Origin of the sequence: Nonomuraea turcica, from assembly GCF_030718205.1 — a bacterium.
Lineage (GTDB): Bacteria > Actinomycetota > Actinomycetes > Streptosporangiales > Streptosporangiaceae > Nonomuraea.
In genome coordinates this window covers 52823-74627 of record NZ_JAUZQF010000035.1, presented here as the reverse complement: position 1 = coordinate 74627, position 21805 = coordinate 52823, and the positions used below count along the sequence as shown (strand labels likewise).

Here is a 21805-nt window from a genome sequence, read left to right as displayed (position 1 = left end):
ACCTAGGGGCAAGGTCAAGACGTACCGGCACTCGTTCGCGGGCGGACCGCATCGATGAGGAGGTCGAGCAGGCGATCGGTCTGCTCCTGGGGGGCGCCGGCTGTGATGGCGAGGAACACGCCGATGAGCATTGTGGTGACGTCGTCGGGGTCGACGTCCGCGCGGAGCGTGCCCGCTGCCACACCGTGTTCGAGGATCGTGGCGATCGTGCTGGTGACGCGTTCCCGTGAGGGGGCTGCGATACGCCCGGAGGCGAAAGCGGCGCGCAGCGTGTCCATCATTCCGCGTTTGGTGGCGACGAATGTGGCGTAGCGGCCCATCCAGGCCCTGAGCGCGACGTCGGCAGGGTGCTGTTCGAGCAGGGTGGGGACGCTCGCGGTGACGTCGTCGAGCTCGCCGGCATAGACGGCCTCGACGAGGCTCTCACGGGTGGGGAAGTGACGGTACAGGGTCCCGATTCCGACTCCGGCCCGGCGGGCGATCGCCTCCAGTACGACCGGGCCGTCGGCGGCCGCGAAGGCGGCCTGGGCGGCGGCGATGAGCTTCTCGCGGTTGCGCCGCGCATCGCGGCGGACCGGCTGGCCGACGGGATCGGGCGAGCCGGCGGGTACGCGGGCCGGCGGCGTTTCGGACCGACTCAAAACGGAGGCACCTCCGGTAGTGCTATGGTGGATGTAACGGAGGCTCCTCCGTTTCTTCCATTCTCTCACGGGAGCAGGTAGCCATGACGTCCGAAGGCACCCCCACCCACGAGGCCGCTCCCGCCGGGATCTCGCGTCCTGGCGGCCCCGGACTGATGGCAGGCCGCACGGTCTCGCGCCTCGGATACGGCGCGATGCAGCTGGCGCGCCTGCACGGCGACCGCGACGCCGCCGTCGCCCTGCTCCGCCACGCGATCGACCTGGGTGTCGACCACGTGGACACCGCCGAGTTCTACGGCGACGGCTTCGTCAACGACGTCATCCGTGAGGCGCTCCGCTCCCGGGACGACGACGTCTTGGTCGTCAGCAAGGTCGGCGCCACCGCCGACCCGGGCGGCTCGCCCCCGCTGCGTCTGGCACAGCGGCCCGAGGAGCTGCGGGCCAGCGTCGAGGAGAACCTCGCCACGCTGCAACTGGAGCGGATCCCGGTGGTGAACCTGCGCCGCGTCGATGCCGGGATCACGATCCCGGTCCCGGAGGGCCAGGCGGTCGACCTCGACGACCAGCTGGCGGAGCTGATCGCCTTGCGCAGCGAAGGCAAGATCGGTGCAATCGGGCTGAGCAGTGTGACCATCGACGGACTGCGCCGCGCCCTGCCGGCGGGCATCGTCTGTGTGCAGAACGCCTACAGCCTCCTGGACCGCGACGACGAGGACATGCTCCAGCTCTGTGCGGACGAGCACATCCCCTGGGTGCCCTACTTCCCCCTCGGCGGCGCGCTCCCAGGCCTTGCGAAGGTGACCGACGAGCCGACCGTGCTCGCCGCCGCCCAGAACCTGGGATGCACCCCGGCGCAGGTCGGCCTGGCCTGGCTGTTGCACCACGCCCCCCATGTGCTGCTCATCCCGGGCACCGCCGACGCTGGTCATCTCGAAGCGAACCTGGCAGCGGGCGCGATCACCCTCGACGAGGAGACCCTCGCCACCCTCGACGCCATCGAGTCCCACTCCAACGACGTTGCCATCGGCTGACCGAAAACCACGAGACCCGAGTCGCGCCCACAAGCCGGGCACGTGACGGACCTCCAGGTCGCGCCGGGAAACCCCTCTTCACCAGACTCCAAGGACGGATCTTGAAGGCCATCATCTACCGCGACAATGGCGGCCCCGACGTTCTCCAGCTCGTCGACCGCACCCTGCCCACGCCCGGCCCCGGTGAGGTTCGCGTCCAGGTCGCCGTGTCCGGGGTCAACCCGACCGACTGGCAGACCCGCTCCGGCGCCCACCCCGGGCAGTTCTCCGAAGTCACCCCGCACCTCGACGGCGCCGGCGTGATCGACGCCGTCGGTGAGGGCGTCACCCAGAGTCGGGTCGGTCAGCGTATGTGGCTGTTCATGGCCGCCGCCGGACGGCCCACCGGCACCGCCGCCGAGTTCACCGTCGTGCCCGCCGATCGGGCCGTGCCGCTGCCCGACGAGGCCAGTTTCGACGTCGGCGCCTCGCTCGGCGTCCCCGCGCTCACCGCGCACCGCGCGCTCACCGTCGCCGAGGACGGGCCGCGCCGCCTGCGGCCCGGGGCACTCGACGGCAGGGTGGTGCTCGCCGCGGGCGGCGCCGGGGCGGTCGGGCACGCGGTGATCCAACTCGCCCGATGGGCGGGCGCCACAGTTATCAGCACGGTCAGCAGTCCGGCGAAGGCCCGGCTGGCCACCGCCGCCGGCGCCGACCACGTGATCAACTATCGCGAGGGCGACCCGGCCGCCGACATCCGCAAGATCGCCCCGGACGGCGTCGACCTCGTGGCCGAAGTAGCGCTCGGCGCGAACCTCGCACTGAACCTGGCTGTGCTGCGGACGCGCGGCACGATTTCAACCTATGCCAACGACGGTGGCAAGCCGGTCGAACTGGACGTGCTGCGGAACATGGTGCTGAACACACGCCTCCAGTTCCTGGTGCTCTACACGGCCGGTCCGGAGGCGCGAGCCGCAGCCGTTGAGGACGTCGCCGCCGCGGTCCGCAGCGGTGCCCTGCCGGTCGGCGAGGAGCACGGCCTGCCGCTGGTCCGCTTCCCGCTCGACCGTACCGCCGACGCGCACCGGGCGGTGGAGAGCGGCGCGGTCGGCAAGGTCCTGGTGGACGTCACGTCGTGACGCTTGGACGACATCCGCGAACCGCTCGTCATCCGTGACGACGAAATCCCGCCTTGCTCCACCGTCCGCGCCCGGGTCCCAACGGGGCGAGAATCGGAGCGTCAGGCCAGGCCCTGGTCCTGCATCATCTTCATCGGGTCCTCATGGCTGAGCGCGAAGACCATCTTGGGACCGTCCTCCTTGAGGAAGAGGATGTAGGACGCGTCGTGCACCAGCTCCACGACCTCCCCGTCCTGCTTCTTGATCGCCATCCGGCCGCGCGTCTTGACCAGCGTGTAGGTCTCGTTCAGCGGCACCTCTTCGTACGGATAGACGTTGACCGAGACGAACCCCATCGCCTCGAGGTAGTCCTTGCGCTCGTTGATGCCGGCGAGAAATTCGCCCTTCTCCAGCGCGAGCACCTCACCGTTCGGGTCGGCGCCGACCAGCGTGCCGCCGATGCAGTCGCCCAGTAAGTCGGGGTTGAAGGCGTTGTTCGCCGCGTTGTACCGCTCGAAGAAGGCGCTGATCTGGTCACTCACTGTCGCCATGCCGTACCCTCCACATCGCGACAGCGGACCGCTGCCGCACTCGATGAAATTTATCTTAGTCACTAAGATAGTTCGTACCCTAGGGACCGCTCAGACGGGATGTCAAGCAATGCCTGCCGACCGCGATGACCTGCTGCGTGCGCTCGAGGCGGAAGGTCGCCGGAGCACCACGGATGGTGTGCACTTCATGCAGGCGATCGCCGAACGAAGCGGCATGAGCCTGACCGACCTGCAGTGCCTCAACATCCTGGCGGGCACCGGCCCCATCACCGCCGGGCAACTGGCGCAGGAGATGCGGCTGACCACCGGGGCGATCACCGGTCTCGTCAATCGGCTGGAAAGGGCGGGCTACGTCCGGCGCGACAAGGACCCCGCGGACGGCCGGCGCGCCGTCATCAGCCTCGTCACCGAGGCCATGGAACGTGACGGCGCCAACCTCCTCGGCCCGAGGGACCAGATCATGGAAACGCTCTTCGACGGCTACGACGAGCGCGAGCTGGCCGTCATCCTCGACTTCCTGCGCCGGACGAACGCGATGCGAGAAGCCGAGACGGCGCGGATCCGCGCCGAGATCAGCGCGAAGATGAGCGAGCAACCGACGCACTGAGGCGGCCCAGGGGTCAGGAGCTACCTGCCGGGAATTCGGTGTTTGCGAAGGAGCCATCGGGCGATCCGCCATGGTGAGATGTGATGGTGCGCGACTCACGACGTGACCAGGTGATCGCAGCATGCGGCGCGCTGCCAGGATCCGTGGAGGACTACCCGTTCGGCGATGAGGTGGCGGTGTTCAAGGTCGCCGGCAAGATGTTCGCGCTGGTGGTGCTGGGCCCGCCGCCCGGCACCGTCAGCCTCAAATGCGACCCGGACCTCGCGGTCAGCCTGCGCGGCCAGTATGCCGCGATCATCCCGGGCTACCACCTCAACAAGCGGCACTGGAACACCGTCACGCTCGACGGCTCCGTACCCGACGATGAGCTTCTTGACCTGATCGATCATTCCTACGAGCTCGTCGTGGCCCGCCTGCCCAGGGCCGAACGGGACAAACTGAAACCTGACCGGTAGTCCCTGGGCCGCGGCAACCCGCTGGGCCAACGTCTCCAGCGGCGTCGGGCGCCTTCAGGTACTGACAGCGCTCTGCGCGCAGCACACCCGCGTTGAGCTCGAAGCGTCGCTGCTGAATTGAACTCCAGACCGAGAAAGACGCTCGGCCGGGAAACCCTGGCCGAGCGTCGTACGGCGCCTTCTCCTGTCGGGAGGCGATGGTGACGTCACTGTGGGAACGCGTGGCCCAGGCCGAGACGGCTGCGCGACGGCAGGCCGCGTGACGTTCTGGTTCTCAGGGCTGTGTGACGGGCTGGTTCGCGACCGCAGAGGCTGCGCAGGAGGCAAGGTCCTCGCGTAGCCGGCGCTGCCGCTCCTGCGACAACGGCGCGAAGATCTGCCGTTCGACGGCGCGCACGGCGACACTGGCCTCGTGCAGCGTCGATTGTCCGGCTCCGGTGAGCTCGGTTGGCAGTGCACGCCCATGAGCGGCGTGAGCAGGCCGGGTGAGCAGGCCCCGTTCTTGTAGCCGGCGAAGGACGACGTTCATCGACTGGCGCGTGACGAAGGCGCGGCGGGCGAGTTCGGAGTTGGACAGTCCCGGATGCTGGCCGAGCAGTTCGAGGCATGCGTATTGGGCAACGGTGAGACCCAGTGGACGCAGCACCTCATCCATCGCGGTGTGCAGTGACGCTTGCACCTGCTTGAGGACGTAGCCCACCGACTGGTCAAGGTCGCCAACGGCCTCTTCTTGCGTCATGTCAGTATTATGACATAGCTTGTATGTCAGAAGGACTGACATGCAGAAGGGATAGGCCATGAGTGGGCAGGTCACCTACTTTGAGCTGCCAAGCAGGGACATCCAAGCAACCCAGCGGTTCTGGGGCTCGCTGTTCGGCTGGACGTTCTATGAGGGCAACTTCCCGGGTTACTCGATGATCCAGGGACCCGAGCCCATGGGCGGATCGCCGCACGATGATTCGTCACGACACCCGCGCATCTTCTTCGCCGTCGACGACATCACCGCCGCTGTCGCTCGGGTACGCGAACTCGGAGGCACAGCAGAAGATCCGGTCAATATCCCGTCTGGTGCCTACGCCCACTGCACCGATGACCAGGGCGTGGAGTTCAGCCTGTCCCAACAGGCAGGTAACCACGATTGAATCGCACCGAGACCACCGGGTCAGGACCGAAGGGGTCCGGTCGCCTCCTCAGACCGCTACTTCCGCTGGCGCTGGCCACCTTCGCGGTCGGCACCGACGCGTTCGTGATAGCCGGTCTCCTGCCGGCCGTTGCCGCCGACCTTAAGATAGGTCTGCCGGCCGCTGGCCAGTTGGTGACCGTGTTCGCGTTGACGCTGGCTGTCGCTGCGCCGGTTCTGAGTTGGCTGTTGAGCCCACTGGATCGTCGCAAGGCTTTGCAGCTGGCGCTGATCGTGTTCGTCGTCGGCAACGTCGTGACCGCACTCAGCCCGACCTACCTGCTGGCGTGGCTGGCCCGGATTCTCACCGCAGTCGGGGCGGCCACCATCACGGCCACCGCGTCGAGCGCGGCTGTCGCGATCATGCCTGCCGAACGGCGGGGACGTGCCATGGCGCTGGTCATCGGTGGGCTGACCTTGTCAACCGCGCTGGGCATGCCTCTGGGCAACTTGATCGGCGGCGTCGACTGGCGCCTCACGCTCTGGGCCGTCGCGATCCTGGGCGTCGTTGCCGCGATCGGCATCTCGGTAGCGTTGCCCAAGGTTATGCTCCCGGCGACAAGCCTGACGGCCCGCTTGGCACCGTTGCGCCAGCCCAAGGTGCTCACCATTCTGGTCGTGACGCTGCTGGTGATGGCCGGGCACTATACCGTCTACACCTACATCGGAGCCGTGACCGCGGGCGCCACGACTGGGTCCTTACCTCAGGCCATCACCATGATTCTGTTCGTCTGGGGCGTCGGGGTCCTGGTCGGCAACTTCCTCGCCGGCCGTCTCGCCGACAACCTTCCGGGACGCCAGATCGCGGTCGTGGCACTCACCGGCGGCACTGCGCTGCTCGCGATCAGCCCACTCACCGTCAGCCACCTGGTTGTTGCGTGCGTCTGGGCCGCGATATGGGGGGCCACCGACGGGATGGTCTCCGTCGTGCAGCAACACCGGCTGGTGATCCTTGCACCCGCCTCGGCACCAGTTCTCCTTGGCCTCAACTCCTCCGCGATCTACCTCGGAGTTGCGATGGGTGGTGGACTTGGCGGTCTGGCTCAAGACTGGCTGTCGGTCACCGTGCTCGGTGTTCCCGCTGCCGTCCTGGCATTGCTCGCCACCACCATCACCCTCGCCGAGGGGAGAATCGACACGGTGAAGGCCTCACTTAGGGCAGCCGAGAACCGCCGCTGACGCAACCAATGGGCTGTCCAAGACGCCAGTGGACAAGACCAGCAGGGGTGGAACTGTTCGCCGCGATCCGGCACGATGCCCGGTCGGGTCTGTCGAACCGTGCGCTACAACGCAAGCACGGCGCCGGGTATCGCACGGTCGCCACCGCGTTGAACTCGGCGTGGCCCGAGCCAGGGTGCCCGGGGCTGGTGTTCCGGTTGAGGATCCCCTTACGGAACACCAGTTCCCTCCGCTCTTTACGCCTGTCTCCCTCACGAGTCGTCTCGTAAGAGAGGTGCGCGCGATCTACCTCGGTAGTATGCGTCCGTTCAGAACGGTGGGAGATGCCGAGAAGATAGGCTGGCTGGCCAGTCAGGTGAGTGGCTGATGGGGAACGCGGACACCAGATGTATAGGTCACCGGTGAGGCCGGCCGGGTCCGAGTCCCTTGCTGATCCGGGTGCGCAAGGAGTGCAGGGCTTGCCTGAGTTCGCCCGGTTCGATGTCTGTGATGTCGGCGTCGAACGTGAGCAGCAGTCCTGCCAGTCCTGGCCATGACCATGCGCCGAGCGTGAGCCGGCACGTGGTTTCGGTGTCGTACCGGACTGTTGATCCGCCGGGGGCGAACCGGGCGACGGTGGAGGCGGGCAGGGCGAGGATGGCTGAGCCGCGGCATGGCCATTCGGCGGCGGCATCTCCGCGGTCGTGTGCGGTCATGACGAAGGTGACGGGATCGCCGTGCGGGATGTCACGGCGGTCGAAGGGGATGTGCGTGGGCGGGTGTGGTTCGATGCGGTCCACCCGCATCGCGCGCCATCGGCCGGCGTCGGGGTCGAAGGCGACCAGGTACCAGCGTGCGGCCCAGACCACGAGGTCGTGTGGTTCCAGCGTGAGCGTGATGGTTTCGGCGTCGCCGGTGTAGTCCACGCGAACGAGGTGCCGGCGGTTGATCGCGGTGCCGACGGCGCGGACGCTCTCGGCGTCGATCGGTGGCGCGGGGAACTCCCAGTAGTTGCGGGCGGGAGAGATGGTGAATGCTTCGGCCTGCAGGCGACTGCGGGCGGGCATCGCCTGGTGCAGCGTGGCGAGAGCACGGGCCGCGTTCTCGCGGATGCCGGACAGGACCGTCGGCACGGTCTGGAGCGCGACGGCCGTGGCGACGGCCTGGTCCTCGTCGAAGACGACCGGCGGCAGGCGGCTGGCGCGACCGAGCCGATATCCTCCGCCCGCTCCGCGGACGGCCTCGATCTCGTACCCGAGGTCCCGAAGCGTGTCGATATCGCGACGTACGGTTCTCACCGACGCTCCGAGGCGGGTGGCGAGTTCCTCGGCGGTCAGAGTCGCACCGATCCCGAAGATCGACAGCAGTTTGAGCGTCCGTGCGGAAGTAGCAGCCATGATTCTCCGATTCTCTCGCCGATAGCGGTCACTCGATGGCAACTATGCCGGTGATGGTGGCCGGCATGACCGCTTCACCGAGCCCCCGAGAGGGCATCCGCACAGCTGGGGCTTCCCCCGCACCCATCGCCGGCGCCGGCGCGACCACGGCGATGTTGGTGGTGCTCTTCGGTTCCTTCATGGATCTTCTCGACGCGACGATCGTCACCGTCGCGGCCCCGGCGATAGCCCGGGACCTGGGTGCCGGCGACGCTCAGATCCAGTGGACGATCGCCGCCTACGTCCTCGCCCTGGGAGCGGGCCTGATCACCGGCGGACGGCTCGGTGACCAGTACGGCCGCAAGCGGCTGTTCATGATCGGGCTGGCCGGGTTCATGGTCACCTCGGCGCTGTGCGCGCTGGCCGCCGGTCCGGGGATGCTCATCGGCATGCGGGCCGGGCAGGGACTGACCGCCGGGATCATGGTCCCGCAGGTGTTCGGGATCATCCGGGCGTCATTCGCCCCGGGTGAGCGCGCCAAGGCGTTCGGCGCCTACGGAGCGGTTCAGGGCGTCGCCTCGGTCGCCGGCCCGCTGCTGGGCGGGCTGCTCGTCGACGCCGGCCTGTTCGGCCTGGGCTGGCGCACGATCTTCTGGATCAACGTGCCCGTCTCGATCCTGGCGCTCGTCCTCGGCGCGAAGGTCCTGCCGGAGTCCCGCTCCGCCTCGACCGCGCGACTGGACCTGCCCGGCGCGCTCCTCGCGGCCACGGGCATCCTTCTCCTGCTGCTGCCGATCATCCAGACCGAGACATGGGGATGGAGCTGGGCCGGCTACGCCCTCCTCGCGGCCAGCATCATCGTGCTCGCGATCTTCCTCGCCTACGAGCGCCGCCTCACCGGACGCGGCGACGAGCCTGTCTTCGACCCGGCTCTGCTGAGAATCCGCGCCTTCGCGGTCGGCCTGGGCGCTTCGGTGCTCTTCTTCGGCGGCATCGGGTCGTACTTTCTCACCCTCTCGGTCTACCTCCAGAACGGAACCGGCCGAACCGCGTGGGAGACCGGACTGGTGGTCCTCCCGTACGCGCTCGGCTCGATCATCACCTCCGGCCTCGGCGTCGCTCTGGCCGCCAAGGCGGGCAGAACGCTCCTGATCATCGGCTCGCTCACCATCGCGGCCTCTCAGCTCGTCCTGTGGGTCATCGTCAAGGACGGCAACGATCCCGGATACTGGCTCCTTGCCCTCGCACTCTTCATCGGTGGCCTCGGGCTCGGTCTCGCCGCACCCATCCTCGTCAACGTCGTCCTCGCAGGCGTCCCCGCACGCAACGCAGGCGCCGCGGGCGGGGTGCTCTCCACCGTCAACCAGATCGGCGGCGCCGCCGGCATCGCTGTTCTCGGCACGGTCTTCTTCACCACCGTCACCGGTTCAGCCACCGGAGCACCGATGCTGCCCGACTACAGTCACGCGCTCAGCATCGTCCTGATCGCCTCCTCCGCGCTCTACCTGATCACGGCGCTCGTGATGCTGGCACTCCCGAAAGCCGCAGCCGAGCACGCCGAGTAGAGAACCCATGCCGCCCCACGTCACGAGCGGCTGACCGGTCGGCGAGCCCGTACCTAGAATCGTCCTTCATGTACGTGATCAGCCCCATTATCACGTACATGATCGATCACGAGACGGCGGCAAGCAGGGCATCGACCCGCCGGACCGCTGCGCGACTCCGGCACGTTATCCGGTACATTGCCGCGCCCGGTCTCGCACCGGCGCGGCGGCCGGCATGAGCACCGCGGTGCGGGCCGCTTCGCGGAAGGTCACCACTCTGCGCGGCGAGCACGTCGATCTCACCGCGGCCGCCGACGCCTACCTGTCCACCACCCGCGTCGACAACCGCCGCCCCACCGCGCCTACGCCTCGGCCATCGGCCGCACCATCACCCTGCTCGGCACCGACCGACACCTGGCCGGCATCACCGACGACGAGATCGGCCATGCCCCGACCGAGCTGTGGGCTTCCCTAGCGGTGCCGCCCGGGGAAGCCGCCCTGCGCCAGCTCGTGCTGCAAGCCCCGGCCCCGGTCGGCCGAGATGCTCGGCTACACCCCTCAAGCCACCACACGCCACGCCGCAGCCGCCGACGGCAGAAGCCCTTCGTGTCCCTTCCGGATGAACTTGGTACAGGGGCGAGTGCCGAGCGGTGGCACGGCACCTTGGTATGGACGGTTTTGAGGGGAGTTGTTCAGGGTTCCTGTCGGCTAGAGGGACAGGCAGGCGCCTGGTGCAGCACTCGGCCAGACCTCGAGCTGAACCCGTCGGCACGAGGCTCATCGGGTGGGCGTATTTTTGTCAGGCTGGATTGACGGCATCATGCCTGTCAATCTAGCCTGACAGACATGCGAACCATCACACCGTCCGCGCCCGGCCACGGCGCGCCACAGGCGGACCCCCATGACAGGATCACCAGACGCTTACTGCTGTGCGGGGCGGTCGCCGGACCGCTGTTCGTCCTCGCGCTGCTCCTCCAGGGCGCAGTCCGCGCCGACTACGACCCGCTGCGCCACCCGGGCAGCTCCCTCACGCTCGGCGAGTACGGCTGGGTCCAGGCGGCCAACTTCATCGTCGCCGGCGTGCTGTCGCTGGCCTTCGCCTTCGGGCTGCGCCGGGCGCTCGGGGGCGCGGTCTGGGGGCCGATCCTGGTGGGGATCTGGGCGCTCGGATTCATCGGCGCCGGAGTGTTCACCAGCGATCCGGTGAGCGGGTATCCCCCGGGCACCCCGGCGATGTTGCCGGAGCACAGCAGTCTGGAGGCCGCGCTCCACGATCTCTTCTCACTGCTGGGGTTCGTCGCACTCGTCTTGGCGTGCGTGGTGCTCGCGCGGAGAGGGGGAGCCGGGTGGGCTGTTTACTCGGTGGCCAGCGCGGTGGCGTTCGTGGTGGCCATGGTGCTGGCCTCGGCCGCGTTCGCGCAGAATCCCGCGCTGGTCGCCTACGGCGGGCTCCTGCAGCGCACCGCGGTGATCGTCGGGTGGGCGTGGCTCGCCGTGCTGGCGGTGCGCCTAGCATTCTTCCCGCCAAGATCAGAACTGAGGGCGGAATCCGTCAACTCGACCTGAACACCGACACGAGCACGCGGACATCGACAGCTTCAACCGCAACTGACACCTTCGTGTCCCTTCCGCCTGAGGTTGCCGGAAGGGGCACGCGCTGATCTGGGACACGTCACCTTGGTCCGGACGGTTTCGAGTGGAGTCGTTCAGTTCGTCCTGTCGCTGGGTGTGCTCAAAGGTCCGGGTCCGGGAAGTCCTGCGTGTGACGCTTGCGCATGAGCACGTGTATGCCATCAAGGATTCGCTCGAGGCCGAAGGTGAACTCTGCGTCGGCGTCGTCCTGATCGTCGTCAATGGCTCCGCCGGCAATGGCCGCACTGACGGCTGGGAAGCGCTGCTCGTCGATAAGTTTCGACAGCGTGCTGCCGTAGCGGAACGTCGCTCGTTGATCACCGGCTAGGGCTGTGCTCACGGTGAGGCTAGCCCAGTTGCGGACGAAGCCCGACAGCAGCATGATCACCGACAACTTCTCGCTCTCGGTCAGGCCGGTGTCCCGTAGGTCGGCCAGGCCGCGCTCCAGCCAGGCGATCTGATTGGGTGTGATCGGCGGGCCCGTAATGGGAACTTGCAGGATCCATGACTGGCGGCGCAGGACAGTCAGATAGTCCCAAGCCCAGCGGGAGAGCCCCTGTCGCCACCCCGTGGGGTCGTTGCCCTGGCCGGTGGGCGGCAGACCGATACCCGCGTCCATCATGAGATCGACCAGTTCGCCTTTGGCCGCGACGTACCGATACAGCGCCATGGTGGAGACGCCGAGTTCCTTGGCGATGCGCACCATGGACACCGCCGCCATGCCCTCAGCGGCGGCGACCTGGACGGCTGTCTCGACGATCCGCTCCAGGGTGAGGCCTGGCTTGGGTCCCGGGCTGGTGCGGCTGCGCATTCCCCACGCCGCCTCGAGGCTCGCCGGCAGCCCTGTGCCGCTGTCGTCGCTCATTCGCCCCTCCACGTGGGTGCCGCAGTCTCCATGATTGTGTATATCATAAGCAATCATGTATAAGGTCTACGCAGTTAAGCGTGACCCTTACGCGATCGGCGGCGGTAACTTGAGCTCCAGCAGGGAGAGCCCCATGAAGAACACCCGCATCCTCATCTCCGGCGCCAGCATCGCCGGTCCAGCGCTGGCCTACTGGCTACGCCGGTACGGATTCACTCCGACCGTGGTCGAGCGGGCACCGGCACTGCGGCCTGGCGGTTACAAGGTCGACCTGCGCGGTGTGGCGGTTGAGGTGGCCGACCGCATGGGCATCGGCCCGCAGGTACGCCATCGCGCCACCGACATGCGCGGCGGCACCTGGTTGACCGGAGCCGGCAAGGCCGTGGCCACCCTCGACGGCGACCTGATCGGGTTTCGCGACCCCGGCGACCTGGAGATTCTGCGCGGCGATCTGGCCGAGATCCTCCACGAGGCGACCAGCGGTGAGGTGGAATATCTTTTCGGCGACGCGATCACCGCGATCAGCGACGACGGACACGCCGTGCACGTCACCTTCGAAAAGGCGCGACCGCGTACCTTCGATCTGGTGGTGGGCGCCGATGGACTGCACTCCGGAGTGCGCGCGCTGGCCTTCGGCCCGCAAGCGCAGTTCGCCGAGCAACTCGGGCTAAGCGTCGCGGTCTTCAGTGTCCCCAACCACCTCGGTCTGGACCGCTGGGAGATGGCCTGCACCACTGCCGGTCACATCGCCAACCTCTATGGTCTGAGGCCGGCCGCCGACGCCACGGCCCAGTTTTTCTTTCCCACTCCCGATCGTCAGCCCGAACGCCACGACAGGCACGCTCAGCATCAGGCCGTGGCCGAGGCCTTCGCCGATCACGGCTGGGAGGTACCCCGGCTGCTGGCAGCCATGCCGGCGGCCGACGACTTCTACTTCGACTCTCTGGCCCAGACCCACATGCCCAACTGGTCGAACGGGCGGATCACGTTGCTGGGCGACGCCGCGTACTGCCCCTCCCCAGCCTCCGGGCAAGGCACCAGCCTCGCACTGGTGGGTGCCTACGTGCTGGCCGGCGAACTCGCCGCGGCCCACGGCGACCACCAGACCGCCTTCGGCCGCTATGAGCAGGAGCTGCGCCCATACGTGGAGCTGAATCAGCAGCTCGGGCGCGATGTGGTCAAGCAGCTTGTCCCTGCCACGCCTCTGCGGGCCTGGGCGCAGCTGGCGATGATGCGCATGATGCCGTACATGCCGGGCAAAGCCAGGGTCATCGAGAAGATCATGAAGCCAGTCCGGGAGGCGGCCAACGCCATCGCTCTCAAGGACTATGCCCGAAGCATTGCACTGAAGAAGGCTTTGTGAGCCAACCCTGCGGTTCATCTGACATAGGTGGCCTTGGGAGCGCCCGCAGGGCATCCCCAGAAAGGCAACGAACCTATGCGCTTCACCTCGGAGACGACCTCGAACGGCGTCTCGGAACGACTCTTCACCCTCGGCGACCTCTCCGGCGTGCTCTGGTCACCCGCCGATGCCACCGGCAGCCGCCCCTTGATGCTGCTGGGTCATGGCGGCGGCCAGCACAAGAGGGCAGCGGGCCTGGTGGACCGCGCCCACCGCTATGTGGCGGCCTGCGGTTTCGCGGTGGCGGCCATCGACGCGCCCGGACACGGCGACCGGCCAAGAACGGAGCAGGACGAGCGGTTCATCGCAGGCATCAGGGAGCGGATGGCGGCAGGCGAGCCCGTCGGCCCGCAGGTCTCCCGCTACAACGCCGCGCTGGCGGCGCGGGCCGTTCCCGAGTGGCAGGCCACCCTGGATGCCCTCCAGGAGCTTGACTGCGTTGGCGCGGACGGACCGGTGGGGTACTGGGGCATCTCGCTGGGCAGCGCGATCGGCGTGCCGTTCGTCGCGGCCGAACCGAGGATCACCGCCGCCGTCTTCGGCCTCGCGGGGCATCAAACCCTCGCCGAGGCGGCGGCGCTGGTTACCGTGCCGGTCGAGTTCCTGCTGCAGTGGGACGACGAGTTGGTGCCGCGCGATGCGGGCCTCGCGCTGTTCGACGCCTTCGCCTCCCGCGAGAAGACACTGCACGCCAACCCAGGCCGCCACCTGGGTGTGCCCGCGTTCGAGCTGGACAGCTCACAGCACTTCTTCACCCGCCACCTTGTCCACGGCGGCGCTTTCACGCCGGCCAGGTAGTCCACCGGCGCCGGGGCGTACACATGACCCGGGGGTGGAAAGAATCCCACCCCCGGTCATGATTTTTCTCCTCGGGGAAAGATCGACTCAGAGCGACCTGCTCGCCTTGACGCCCTCGGGTCCAAGGACGTTCAGAAGCGCCAGAGACTCGGCACTAGAGGATCCTGGCGGCGCGCTGTAGAGCACGAGGTGCTGGTCGCGGTCCGTGAGCGTGAGCGCGTCGCAGTCGACGGTGACCTCCCCGACGACCGGGTGACGGAAGGTCTTCGTGAGCATCGGCGCGGCCTGCACGTCGTGCCGCTCCCAGAGTCGGGCGAAGTCGGGGCTGCCGTCGCGGAGCTCGTCGACGAGGCCGGTCACCGCGGGATCGGACGGGTATCGGGCGAGGGTGGAGCGCAGCTCCATGACGACGTTCAGCCGAAACTCCGCGGCGTCGGAGATCCCGTACATGGTCGCATCGGCGCGCGCCGACCCGAGGAATGTCCGGCGCGCGAGATTGCGGTCCTCCGGGGCGAGCTCGGCGAAGTCCTGCATGAGCGCGGCCGCGAGGTCGTTCCACGCGAGCACCTCGAACGCGGCGGACGTCACGAAAGCTGCCGTCTGCGGCAGCCGCTCCAGGAGCGCGAGGATGCTCGGGCGTACGTCGCGCCGGTGCAGCCGGGTACGGCTCGGCGCCGTGCCCGCCACTACGTGGAGGTGATCGGACTCGGCGTCCGTGAGGCGCAGCGCGCCTGCGATCCCGGCGAGGACCTCGCCCGACGGCCGCGGCGCCCTGCCCTGCTCGAGCCGGACGTAGTACTCCGTGGAGATGTGCGCAAGAACCGCCACCTCCTCGCGGCGCAAACCCGGTGTCCGGCGTCGCGGGCCCGAGGGAAGGCCGACGTCCTCCGGCCGGAGCCGCTCGCGACGGCTGCGGAGGAACGCCCCAAGTTCCTGCTTGTTCATACCCCGAGTCTGCACGCTGCGCGGCGACGGATCCTGGTACAGCTTGTGCCTACATCCGGTCTGGAGGCCAGCCTGACACTGGCGTCATGACGAACAACATTGGCATCGCACCCATCGGCCTGCTCACCGGCAAGGTGGTGTTCATCACCGGCGCCAGCCGCGGCATCGGGGAGGCAGCGGCCCGGCTCTGCGCCTGCGAGGGCGCCGCCGTCGTGCTCGCCGCCCGCGGCACCGACGCCCTCCAGCGGATCGTCACCGAGATCCGCGCCGACGGCGGCGTCGCCGACGCCGTCACCCTGGACCTCGCCGACCGTACGAGCATCCGCGCCGCGGTCGACCGCGTCGAGGAGCTGCACGGACGGCTCGACGGCGCCTTCAACAACGGCGCGGCGATCCAGCAGCCCGGCCCGCTCCACACCACGAGCGACGAGGACATCGACGTGCAGTTCGCCGTGAACTTCCGCTCGCACTGGACCGCCATGACCGCCGAGGCCGCGCTCATGCGACGAAGCGGTGGCGGGGCGATCGTCAACACCTCGAGCATCGGCAGCCGCCGCGCCAACCCCGCCCTCCCCGCGTACGGCGCCATGAAGCGCGCACTCAACAGCATCACCGAGACCGCCGCCGTGAGCTGGGCCCATGACGGCATCCGGGTGAACGGCATCACCCCCGGCGGCACCGCCACGGAGATGATCGACATGTGGGAGGCGGCGACCCCCGGCGTCGTCGAGCACATCAAGGCAGCGATCCCGCTCGGACGGATGGCCGAGCCTCGCGAGGTCGCCGAGGTGGCCGCGTGGCTGCTCAGCGACCGGGCCTCGATGGTGACCGGCGCGATCGTGCCGGTGGATGGCGGCGCCGGTGCCTGAAAGACATCCCGGGAGCTAAACGGATGAATTAAGATCTTTTTGGCTGAACCGGAAGTGAGGAGACGGCATGACGGAGCACGAGCAGGCGCCGGCCGGGGTGGACGTCACGGTGCCGAGCGTCGCTCGCATGTACGACTACCTGCTCGGCGGCAAGGACAACTTCCCCGCCGATCGTGAGGCCGCCGCTCATATCATCCGGCTCTCCCCCAATGCGAGAGAGGTCGCGCGGGCCAACCGGGCGTTCCTGGGGCGAGCCGTGGCCGCGGTCGCCGAAAACGGGATCCGCCAGTTCCTCGACATCGGCACCGGCCTGCCGACCCAGGAGAACGTGCATCAGGTGGCCGGGCGGGTCTCCCCCGGGTCCCGGGTGGTCTACGTCGACAACGACCCGATCGTCCTGGTGCACGCCCGCGCCCTGCTGGCCGAGACCGCCGACACCATCGTGGTCGAGGGCGACATGCGCGACCCCATGGCCATCCTCGGCCACCCGGACGTCGCCCGCCACCTCGACTTCGGGCAGCCGCTGGCCGTGATCATGGTCGCGGTGCTGCACTTCATCCCCGACGACGACCTGGCCCAGACCATCGTCCGCACCGTTCGCGAGTCCCTGCCCTCCGGAAGCCACCTGATCATCTCCCATGTGGTCGTGGGCGAGCTCGACAGTGACGTGGTGGGCGAGGGCCGCGACGTGTACCGCAAGACCAGCGCGGGCAACGTGACCCCGCGCACGCGCGAACAGATCGCCGGCTTCTTCGAGGGCATGGAGATGCTGGAGCCGGGTCTGGTCTCGACGAGTGATTGGCGCCCGAACGTCGCCCTGGACCCGTCTCTTGCCGGTCCGACCGGCGCCGACATCATCTGCGGCGTCGCCCGCGTACCCTGACGGTCTTCACGGCATGTCCTCGAGGAGGGCGCGAAAGGTACGCGAGGGCCGGCCGGTGATGCGGTCCTCCGCGCCCTCCGAGATAGCACGGTCCATGCCCGCCACCTCGCGGCCTGGTCGCCGAGTTGGCCTAGCGGGGGTGGTTGTGGTCGCGCCAGGCCCGAGGCGAGATTCCGTATGCCCGTTTGAACACCTTGCTGAAGTGGGTCGCGTCCACGAAGCCCCAACTCCGTCCTATCGCTGCGATTGTCCGCAGTCGGCCGTTCGGGCCGGCCAACTCTCGCCTGCATTCGGCCAAGCGGCGTGTACGGATCCAGTCTCCGAGGCTGATGCCCGACCGGGACAGCACAGCGTAGAGATGACGCACGGAGATGCCGTGTGCAGCGGCGATCCGTGCCGCCGACAGATCGGGATCAGCCAGGTGCGCCCGGACGTAATGAGTGATCCGCAGGCTGAGTGTCGCCTCCAACGGTGCTCTGGCCAGGCTGGAGTTACCGCGCTGGGACGCCAAGACGGCACGGAGGAGTTCGATGCTGGGTTCCACGACGGCGTCGGCGTGCACGCCCTGGTGCATTTCGTCGCTGACGGCCAGTTGGGAGAAGTATGTGAAGGCGAGGCGCGCCATGGGGTTGTCGGATCCCAGGGAGACCGCGGTGATGTCTCGTAGCAACCGCTCGGGAAGCGCGAGTGCCGCGCGAGGGAAACGGAAGAAGTGGTTGTCGACTCCCTCGTCGAAGAGAAGTGTGTAGGGGGCGATCGATTCGTAGACGGCGAAGTCTCCCGGCCTCAACAGGCACTGGCGACCGTTCTGCACCACCAGGCTGGTGCCCGTCATCTGAAGACCGAGGAAGACGACCGGCTCCTTGTCCTCCCGGGCCAGCCGCTCCGTCCGACGGAGAGTGGCCGCGGTCGCCCGCGCCGAACAGATCCTGAGGGGCCCTACGGCGCCAAGCCCCATGCGAACGGAGATGTCCTCAGCCGGAGGACGGTGATCGATGTCGACCGCCACCATGGATTCCCACACCGCGTGCCGGAGCACTTCCTCCCGGTCCTGCGGCAGCATGAACGCGGTGTCCAGGACCAGACTCATGAGGCAGACCTTCTTCTGCCTCGGTCATAAAGCCGGCCTGACGATACCTTGGCCGGTTCTCCCACAAGCCACCCCTCGACACGGACGGTTCCCGACATCAGTTTGTCAGGATTTTCTCTCGCTGCGCTACGGCTTCGACGGGCACACGCAGGGCCCTCGCCTGATGCGGAGTCAACTTGTGGCGGTGCACTACTGACAAATTTCCCTGCATGAATGACAAAGTCCGAAGCCCGCGATGACCCTACGGTCTATGGGCGAGGCCAGAGGAAGAGGAGTCACATGTTCCGCACTACCGGCGTGTTGGCCGCCGCAGCGCTTGTCGCGTCGATCGTCATCACCCCGTCGTCCGCGTCCGCAGCAAGCGATTGGAAGTGCTACGGCACCCAGGTCAAGCGCTGCGCCACCGTCGTGTGGGACCGGACCGCCGGCACCTTCCGAGCGCAGGCGAAAATCACCGACGTCGCCGGTGGCGGCAGCTTCCAGGTCAAGGTCACCGACGTGAAGCTTCTGCGCACCAAGGAGAGTGACTATGTGACGGTGCGCTCCGCGAAGGATTACGACGGCTGGCATGACACCGAGGACTTCGCCGCCACCGCCACCATCGACCCGTGCTTTCCAGGGCAGAGTTTCACCGTGGTGGCGACGTTCAGTTGGAAGGGTGCGTCCTCCGGCGAGAAGACCTGGCGTCCCAACTGGGCGATAGGCAATGTCTGCGACTGACCCGCCGAACGCGTCCGTCCCACACTGACCGGTGCGGGGCGGACGTGTTTCCCTCGGCGGCGAACTCCGGCGGCAGCTGCGCCGCGAGACGATCGCGCAGCCGACGGCTCTGAGGTTATCGTGGGTGTCGAGACAGGGCCATCGGGACGAAGCCGAGTTCGGCCAGTGCGGCCGCGCCGCGGACGGCATGGTCGCCACCGGCGAGCACCAGCGTCCGCGCCGACTGATAGCGACAGCCGGCGGCGTCAAACGAAGATACCGTGGCGAGCAACCGCTCCTGGTCATTGTCGAGCAGCGCTTGCGCCCGCTCCACAAGCGCACCGGCGACCGGGTTACCGGCCACGACGGACCGAGCCTCGGCCAGACGGTCGCCGGCATCGGAGCCCCTGGCCAGCACGGCGGCCTCGGCGCGCAGCGCCACATACCAGTGAAGCCAGATCCAGGTGACCCATTGCCACACCTCGCCAGGCTCAGGCGCCATCCGCTCCAGCGCCTCCGATGCCTGCCCACGGTGGAGCAGAAGCATCCCGTCGAAGACCGCCCCGTAGCCGTACGTATTCCCCGGTGAGGAGTCGAGCTGACCCAGCACCGCGCTCCATTCGCGCCGGGCATCCTGCTCGTCGCGCAGACCGTGGATCGTCGCCACTGCGGCCGCCGGCGGACCGAGGATGGACCTAGCGGGGCTCCCGGCCCGCTGCCACGCATCGAGGAACCGAACACTGCCGGTGAGCACCTCGTCGACGTTGCCCGCCAACGTGTCGGCCACAAGGAGCCAGCCCGTGGCTCGATGGCCGACCTCCGCCAGCAACGGATGATCCGCGAGCTGCCGCGCCCACCGGCGCGCACCCGGCAGGTCCCCCACGCCGAGGCTGGCCTCGGTGGCCTCACCAAGCGCCTCGATCAGCTCGTGGGTACCCGCCGGTGTATCCGGCGTGGAGGAGAGCAGCGTGACCCGGCGCCGGGCCGTGGCGGCGACGGCGAACGTGTCACCGGCCCAGCTCTGGGCGCCGGCGAGCGTATCGAGCGCGGCGGACTCGGCGAGCGGGTCACCCGTACGGTGAGCGAGCTCGACCGCTCGTTCGGCGCGCGCGACCGTCACCGGGACCGCGTCGTCGTCTCGGCCCTGTGCGGCACCGAACGCGTCGGTGAGCGCCCGCCCGGCCTCGGCCAGCGCCACGGCCGCCTGCGCGGCCGGGTCGTCCCCGGCCAGTTCCCGCGCCTGGGTGATGAGCGCGATCGCCTCTTCCGGCGGCAGCTTCCGTACGAACTTGCCGGAGAACCGGTAGGCGTTGCTGGCGGCGGTCGCCAGGTCACGGGCGGCGCCGGCGGTGTCGCCTGACCGGCGGGCGGCGTCCGCGGCCGCGCGGTGGAGGCGGTCCATGTCATCGCCACGCATCCGGCAGCCGGCCACGGCTGCGGCCTGCCGGAGCATCGACGCGGAGGCGGCGGGGTCGTCGGCAAGCGCGGCGGCCTGCTCATAGCGCCCCTGAGACTCGCCGATCAGGCGACGGGTGAAGGTCAGCTCCGCCAGGCACCGGGCGAGACGGTACGCGTCCGTGCGCTGTTCCGGCTGGTCGGCCGCCCACGCCAGGGCGGCGCGCAGGTCGTCCGCCACCGCGTCGAACCGGGCCCGCCAGTCCGCCCGCGCCACCGCCAGCTCGGCGGCCCTGGCCAAGCACCAGCGAACGTGGCGGGATCGAGTGTCGACCAGCTCACCAGCCTCGGACAGCCGCTCCATCCCGTACTGACGGATGGTCTCCAACGCCCGATACCTGGTCCCGCTCGGGGACGCCGTCACCACCAGCAGGCTCTGTTCGGCCAGCCGGGCCAGGCCGTCGGCGACCAGGCCTTCCTCGTCCCCTGCCACCTCCGCCGCCGCGGCAGCGGTGAACGACGCCACGAACACCGACACCCGGCGCAGCAGCGCCCGGTCGGCCGGCTCCAGCAAAGCATGGCTCCAGTCCAGCGCCCCCCGTACCGAACGGTGCCGCTCATCGGCACGGGATCCGCCGGTGAGCATCCGCAGTGGGTGGGACAGGGCGGCGGTGATGCCGTCCAGCCCGAGCGTGGGATACCGGGCGGCGGCCAGCTCGATCGCCAGCGCCATCCCATCCAGCCGCGCACAGATCGAGGCGATCTGGTCGCGCAGGGGAGGATCCATCGGCCGGCCGACCGCCGCCGCCCGATCCATGAACAACGCGACCGCGTCCGACTGCCCATCGACGGCCAGCGACAGCGGCGGGACCGGATACACCCGTTCGAACGGCACCATCAGCCGTGCCCGGCTGGTCGCCAGCACGGTCACTCGAGGGCACGTCCCCAGCACCCGCTCGAGAAACAGCGCCACCCCGTCCACCACTTGCTCGCAGTTGTCCAGCACCAGCAGCGCATGACGGTCGGCCAGCGCGGCGACCACGGACTCGGTCATCTCGCGGCCAGGCTGCTCACCGAGGCCGAGCGCCCCGGCGACCGCGGTCGCGATCATGCCCGGATCGGTGACCGGGACCAGGTCGACGAACCACACCCCGTCGGAGTAGTCGCCTGCCGCATCCGCGGCCACCGCCAACGCGAGCCGGGTCTTGCCCACTCCGCCGGGACCGATCGCGGTCACCTGGCGCTGCGCCTTGATCATCTCGATCAGCTCGGCCCGCTCGCTCACCCGCCCGATGAACGAGGTCAGCGGGGCCGGCAGAACCGGTGCCGGTCGAGACGGGCCGGGGCCGACGGGCTCGGGCGCACGCTGGGCGAGCGCCCGCCGATCCGGCAGCTCCAGCTTGCGCAGCAGCGAGGAGACGTGACTCTCCACGGTACGCACCGAGATGAACAGCCGCGCCGCGATCTCAGCGTTGCTGAGATGGGCCCCGACCAGTTCCAGTACCTCGGCTTCCCGAGGCGAGATCTCCACTGCTGCCAACACTGTCCCAGTTTGCCGCATTTCCTCCGCACCGCCATCCGCAGTCG

At 68.6% G+C, this 21805-nt stretch carries 22 protein-coding genes; 13 read left to right on the top strand and 9 right to left on the bottom strand.

Annotation, left to right across the window (positions count from 1 at the left end):
* Positions 1–14: 14 nt before the first annotated feature.
* Positions 15–641 (bottom strand): TetR/AcrR family transcriptional regulator, encoded by a 627-nt coding sequence (locus tag Q9G87_RS52900; protein ID WP_305924291.1) that lies wholly within the window; start codon positions 639–641, stop codon positions 15–17.
* Positions 642–724: 83 nt separating this feature from the next.
* Here Q9G87_RS52900 and Q9G87_RS52895 point away from each other — a divergent pair, with 83 nt between their 5' ends.
* Both Q9G87_RS52895 and Q9G87_RS52890 read left to right on the top strand, forming a co-directional pair.
* Positions 725–1672 (top strand): aldo/keto reductase, encoded by a 948-nt coding sequence (locus Q9G87_RS52895; RefSeq protein ID WP_305924290.1) that lies wholly within the window; start codon positions 725–727, stop codon positions 1670–1672.
* Between the two features lie 101 nt (positions 1673–1773).
* On the top strand, positions 1774–2790 hold the full coding sequence (locus Q9G87_RS52890) for an NADPH:quinone reductase (protein ID WP_305924289.1): 1017 nt from the start codon (positions 1774–1776) through the stop codon (positions 2788–2790).
* A gap of 101 nt (positions 2791–2891) precedes the next feature.
* Here Q9G87_RS52890 and Q9G87_RS52885 read toward each other — a convergent pair whose 3' ends face one another.
* On the bottom strand, positions 2892–3320 hold the full coding sequence (locus Q9G87_RS52885) for a hypothetical protein (RefSeq protein WP_305924288.1): 429 nt from the start codon (positions 3318–3320) through the stop codon (positions 2892–2894).
* Between the two features lie 109 nt (positions 3321–3429).
* Here Q9G87_RS52885 and Q9G87_RS52880 point away from each other — a divergent pair, with 109 nt between their 5' ends.
* Both Q9G87_RS52880 and Q9G87_RS52875 read left to right on the top strand, forming a co-directional pair.
* Positions 3430–3927, top strand: coding sequence for a MarR family winged helix-turn-helix transcriptional regulator (locus Q9G87_RS52880; RefSeq protein WP_305924287.1), 498 nt, complete (start codon positions 3430–3432; stop codon positions 3925–3927).
* 83 nt (positions 3928–4010) lie between these two features.
* On the top strand, positions 4011–4382 hold the full coding sequence (locus Q9G87_RS52875) for an MmcQ/YjbR family DNA-binding protein (protein ID WP_305924286.1): 372 nt from the start codon (positions 4011–4013) through the stop codon (positions 4380–4382).
* 274 nt (positions 4383–4656) lie between these two features.
* On the opposite strand, the gene Q9G87_RS52870 is transcribed toward Q9G87_RS52875, so the two are convergent.
* Positions 4657–5121: a MarR family winged helix-turn-helix transcriptional regulator gene (locus Q9G87_RS52870; protein WP_305924285.1), complete on the bottom strand. Its 465-nt coding sequence runs from the start codon at positions 5119–5121 to the stop codon at positions 4657–4659.
* A gap of 58 nt (positions 5122–5179) precedes the next feature.
* Between Q9G87_RS52870 and Q9G87_RS52865 the strand changes: the two genes are divergently transcribed.
* Both Q9G87_RS52865 and Q9G87_RS52860 read left to right on the top strand, forming a co-directional pair.
* Positions 5180–5524: a VOC family protein gene (locus tag Q9G87_RS52865; RefSeq protein WP_305924284.1), complete on the top strand. Its 345-nt coding sequence runs from the start codon at positions 5180–5182 to the stop codon at positions 5522–5524.
* A complete protein-coding gene (locus Q9G87_RS52860; RefSeq protein WP_305924283.1) occupies positions 5521–6741 on the top strand; it encodes an MFS transporter in 1221 nt (406 codons plus the stop codon). Before Q9G87_RS52865 ends, Q9G87_RS52860 begins: the two co-directional genes overlap by 4 nt.
* Before the next feature lie 395 nt (positions 6742–7136).
* Here Q9G87_RS52860 and Q9G87_RS52855 read toward each other — a convergent pair whose 3' ends face one another.
* Both Q9G87_RS52855 and Q9G87_RS52850 read right to left on the bottom strand, forming a co-directional pair.
* Positions 7137–8117, bottom strand: coding sequence for a helix-turn-helix transcriptional regulator (locus Q9G87_RS52855; protein WP_305924282.1), 981 nt, complete (start codon positions 8115–8117; stop codon positions 7137–7139).
* Positions 8118–8145: 28 nt separating this feature from the next.
* Positions 8146–8298 (bottom strand): hypothetical protein, encoded by a 153-nt coding sequence (locus Q9G87_RS52850; protein ID WP_305924281.1) that lies wholly within the window; start codon positions 8296–8298, stop codon positions 8146–8148.
* Here Q9G87_RS52850 and Q9G87_RS52845 point away from each other — a divergent pair.
* Both Q9G87_RS52845 and Q9G87_RS52840 read left to right on the top strand, forming a co-directional pair.
* Complete coding sequence (locus Q9G87_RS52845) at positions 8297–9661, top strand: MFS transporter (protein ID WP_305924280.1); 1365 nt, start codon at positions 8297–8299, stop codon at positions 9659–9661. The genes Q9G87_RS52850 and Q9G87_RS52845 overlap by 2 nt on opposite strands.
* Before the next feature lie 825 nt (positions 9662–10486).
* Entirely contained in the window at positions 10487–11206 is a 720-nt protein-coding gene (locus Q9G87_RS52840) for a DUF998 domain-containing protein (protein WP_305924279.1), read from the top strand.
* A 166-nt stretch (positions 11207–11372) separates the two neighbouring features.
* Here the strand turns inward: Q9G87_RS52840 and Q9G87_RS52835 are convergent, their stop codons facing one another.
* A complete protein-coding gene (locus Q9G87_RS52835) occupies positions 11373–12137 on the bottom strand; it encodes a TetR/AcrR family transcriptional regulator (protein WP_305924278.1) in 765 nt (254 codons plus the stop codon).
* A gap of 133 nt (positions 12138–12270) precedes the next feature.
* Between Q9G87_RS52835 and Q9G87_RS52830 the strand changes: the two genes are divergently transcribed.
* Positions 12271–13500: an FAD-dependent monooxygenase gene (locus tag Q9G87_RS52830; protein ID WP_305924277.1), complete on the top strand. Its 1230-nt coding sequence runs from the start codon at positions 12271–12273 to the stop codon at positions 13498–13500.
* Positions 13501–13575: 75 nt separating this feature from the next.
* Positions 13576–14337 (top strand): dienelactone hydrolase family protein, encoded by a 762-nt coding sequence (locus tag Q9G87_RS52825; protein ID WP_305924276.1) that lies wholly within the window; start codon positions 13576–13578, stop codon positions 14335–14337.
* Positions 14338–14424: 87 nt separating this feature from the next.
* On the opposite strand, the gene Q9G87_RS52820 is transcribed toward Q9G87_RS52825, so the two are convergent.
* A complete protein-coding gene (locus tag Q9G87_RS52820) occupies positions 14425–15282 on the bottom strand; it encodes a helix-turn-helix transcriptional regulator (RefSeq protein WP_305924275.1) in 858 nt (285 codons plus the stop codon).
* Between the two features lie 86 nt (positions 15283–15368).
* On the opposite strand from Q9G87_RS52820, the gene Q9G87_RS52815 reads away from it, so the two are divergent.
* Positions 15369–16151: an SDR family NAD(P)-dependent oxidoreductase gene (locus Q9G87_RS52815; RefSeq protein WP_305924274.1), complete on the top strand. Its 783-nt coding sequence runs from the start codon at positions 15369–15371 to the stop codon at positions 16149–16151.
* A gap of 67 nt (positions 16152–16218) precedes the next feature.
* Positions 16219–17034: an SAM-dependent methyltransferase gene (locus tag Q9G87_RS52810; RefSeq protein ID WP_305924273.1), complete on the top strand. Its 816-nt coding sequence runs from the start codon at positions 16219–16221 to the stop codon at positions 17032–17034.
* Positions 17035–17164: 130 nt separating this feature from the next.
* Here Q9G87_RS52810 and Q9G87_RS52805 read toward each other — a convergent pair whose 3' ends face one another.
* A complete protein-coding gene (locus Q9G87_RS52805; protein WP_305924272.1) occupies positions 17165–18097 on the bottom strand; it encodes an AraC-like ligand-binding domain-containing protein in 933 nt (310 codons plus the stop codon).
* 306 nt (positions 18098–18403) lie between these two features.
* On the opposite strand from Q9G87_RS52805, the gene Q9G87_RS52800 reads away from it, so the two are divergent.
* Complete coding sequence (locus tag Q9G87_RS52800; protein WP_305924271.1) at positions 18404–18844, top strand: hypothetical protein; 441 nt, start codon at positions 18404–18406, stop codon at positions 18842–18844.
* Between the two features lie 115 nt (positions 18845–18959).
* Here the strand turns inward: Q9G87_RS52800 and Q9G87_RS52795 are convergent, their stop codons facing one another.
* On the bottom strand, positions 18960–21761 hold the full coding sequence (locus Q9G87_RS52795) for an ATP-binding protein (protein WP_305924270.1): 2802 nt from the start codon (positions 21759–21761) through the stop codon (positions 18960–18962).
* Positions 21762–21805 lie beyond the last annotated feature (44 nt).

What these genes read in the sequence shown, in the direction of transcription:
- Q9G87_RS52840 (WP_305924279.1), top strand. Translation starts at nt 10,487, where the DNA reads ATGCGAACCATCACACCGTCCGCGCCCGGCCACGGCGCGCCACAGGCG.
- Q9G87_RS52865 (WP_305924284.1), top strand. Translation starts at nt 5,180, where the DNA reads ATGAGTGGGCAGGTCACCTACTTTGAGCTGCCAAGCAGGGACATCCAA.
- Q9G87_RS52805 (WP_305924272.1), bottom strand. Translation starts at nt 18,097, where the DNA reads ATGCTGCCGCAGGACCGGGAGGAAGTGCTCCGGCACGCGGTGTGGGAA.
- Q9G87_RS52870 (WP_305924285.1), bottom strand. Translation starts at nt 5,121, where the DNA reads ATGACGCAAGAAGAGGCCGTTGGCGACCTTGACCAGTCGGTGGGCTAC.
- Q9G87_RS52820 (WP_305924275.1), bottom strand. Translation starts at nt 15,282, where the DNA reads ATGAACAAGCAGGAACTTGGGGCGTTCCTCCGCAGCCGTCGCGAGCGG.
- Q9G87_RS52895 (WP_305924290.1), top strand. Translation starts at nt 725, where the DNA reads ATGACGTCCGAAGGCACCCCCACCCACGAGGCCGCTCCCGCCGGGATC.
- Q9G87_RS52845 (WP_305924280.1), top strand. Translation starts at nt 8,297, where the DNA reads ATGGATCTTCTCGACGCGACGATCGTCACCGTCGCGGCCCCGGCGATA.
- Q9G87_RS52880 (WP_305924287.1), top strand. Translation starts at nt 3,430, where the DNA reads ATGCCTGCCGACCGCGATGACCTGCTGCGTGCGCTCGAGGCGGAAGGT.
- Q9G87_RS52850 (WP_305924281.1), bottom strand. Translation starts at nt 8,298, where the DNA reads ATGAAGGAACCGAAGAGCACCACCAACATCGCCGTGGTCGCGCCGGCG.
- Q9G87_RS52810 (WP_305924273.1), top strand. Translation starts at nt 16,219, where the DNA reads ATGACGGAGCACGAGCAGGCGCCGGCCGGGGTGGACGTCACGGTGCCG.
- Q9G87_RS52885 (WP_305924288.1), bottom strand. Translation starts at nt 3,320, where the DNA reads ATGGCGACAGTGAGTGACCAGATCAGCGCCTTCTTCGAGCGGTACAAC.
- Q9G87_RS52835 (WP_305924278.1), bottom strand. Translation starts at nt 12,137, where the DNA reads ATGAGCGACGACAGCGGCACAGGGCTGCCGGCGAGCCTCGAGGCGGCG.
- Q9G87_RS52855 (WP_305924282.1), bottom strand. Translation starts at nt 8,117, where the DNA reads ATGGCTGCTACTTCCGCACGGACGCTCAAACTGCTGTCGATCTTCGGG.
- Q9G87_RS52825 (WP_305924276.1), top strand. Translation starts at nt 13,576, where the DNA reads ATGCGCTTCACCTCGGAGACGACCTCGAACGGCGTCTCGGAACGACTC.
- Q9G87_RS52875 (WP_305924286.1), top strand. Translation starts at nt 4,011, where the DNA reads ATGGTGCGCGACTCACGACGTGACCAGGTGATCGCAGCATGCGGCGCG.
- Q9G87_RS52815 (WP_305924274.1), top strand. Translation starts at nt 15,369, where the DNA reads ATGACGAACAACATTGGCATCGCACCCATCGGCCTGCTCACCGGCAAG.
- Q9G87_RS52830 (WP_305924277.1), top strand. Translation starts at nt 12,271, where the DNA reads ATGAAGAACACCCGCATCCTCATCTCCGGCGCCAGCATCGCCGGTCCA.
- Q9G87_RS52800 (WP_305924271.1), top strand. Translation starts at nt 18,404, where the DNA reads ATGTTCCGCACTACCGGCGTGTTGGCCGCCGCAGCGCTTGTCGCGTCG.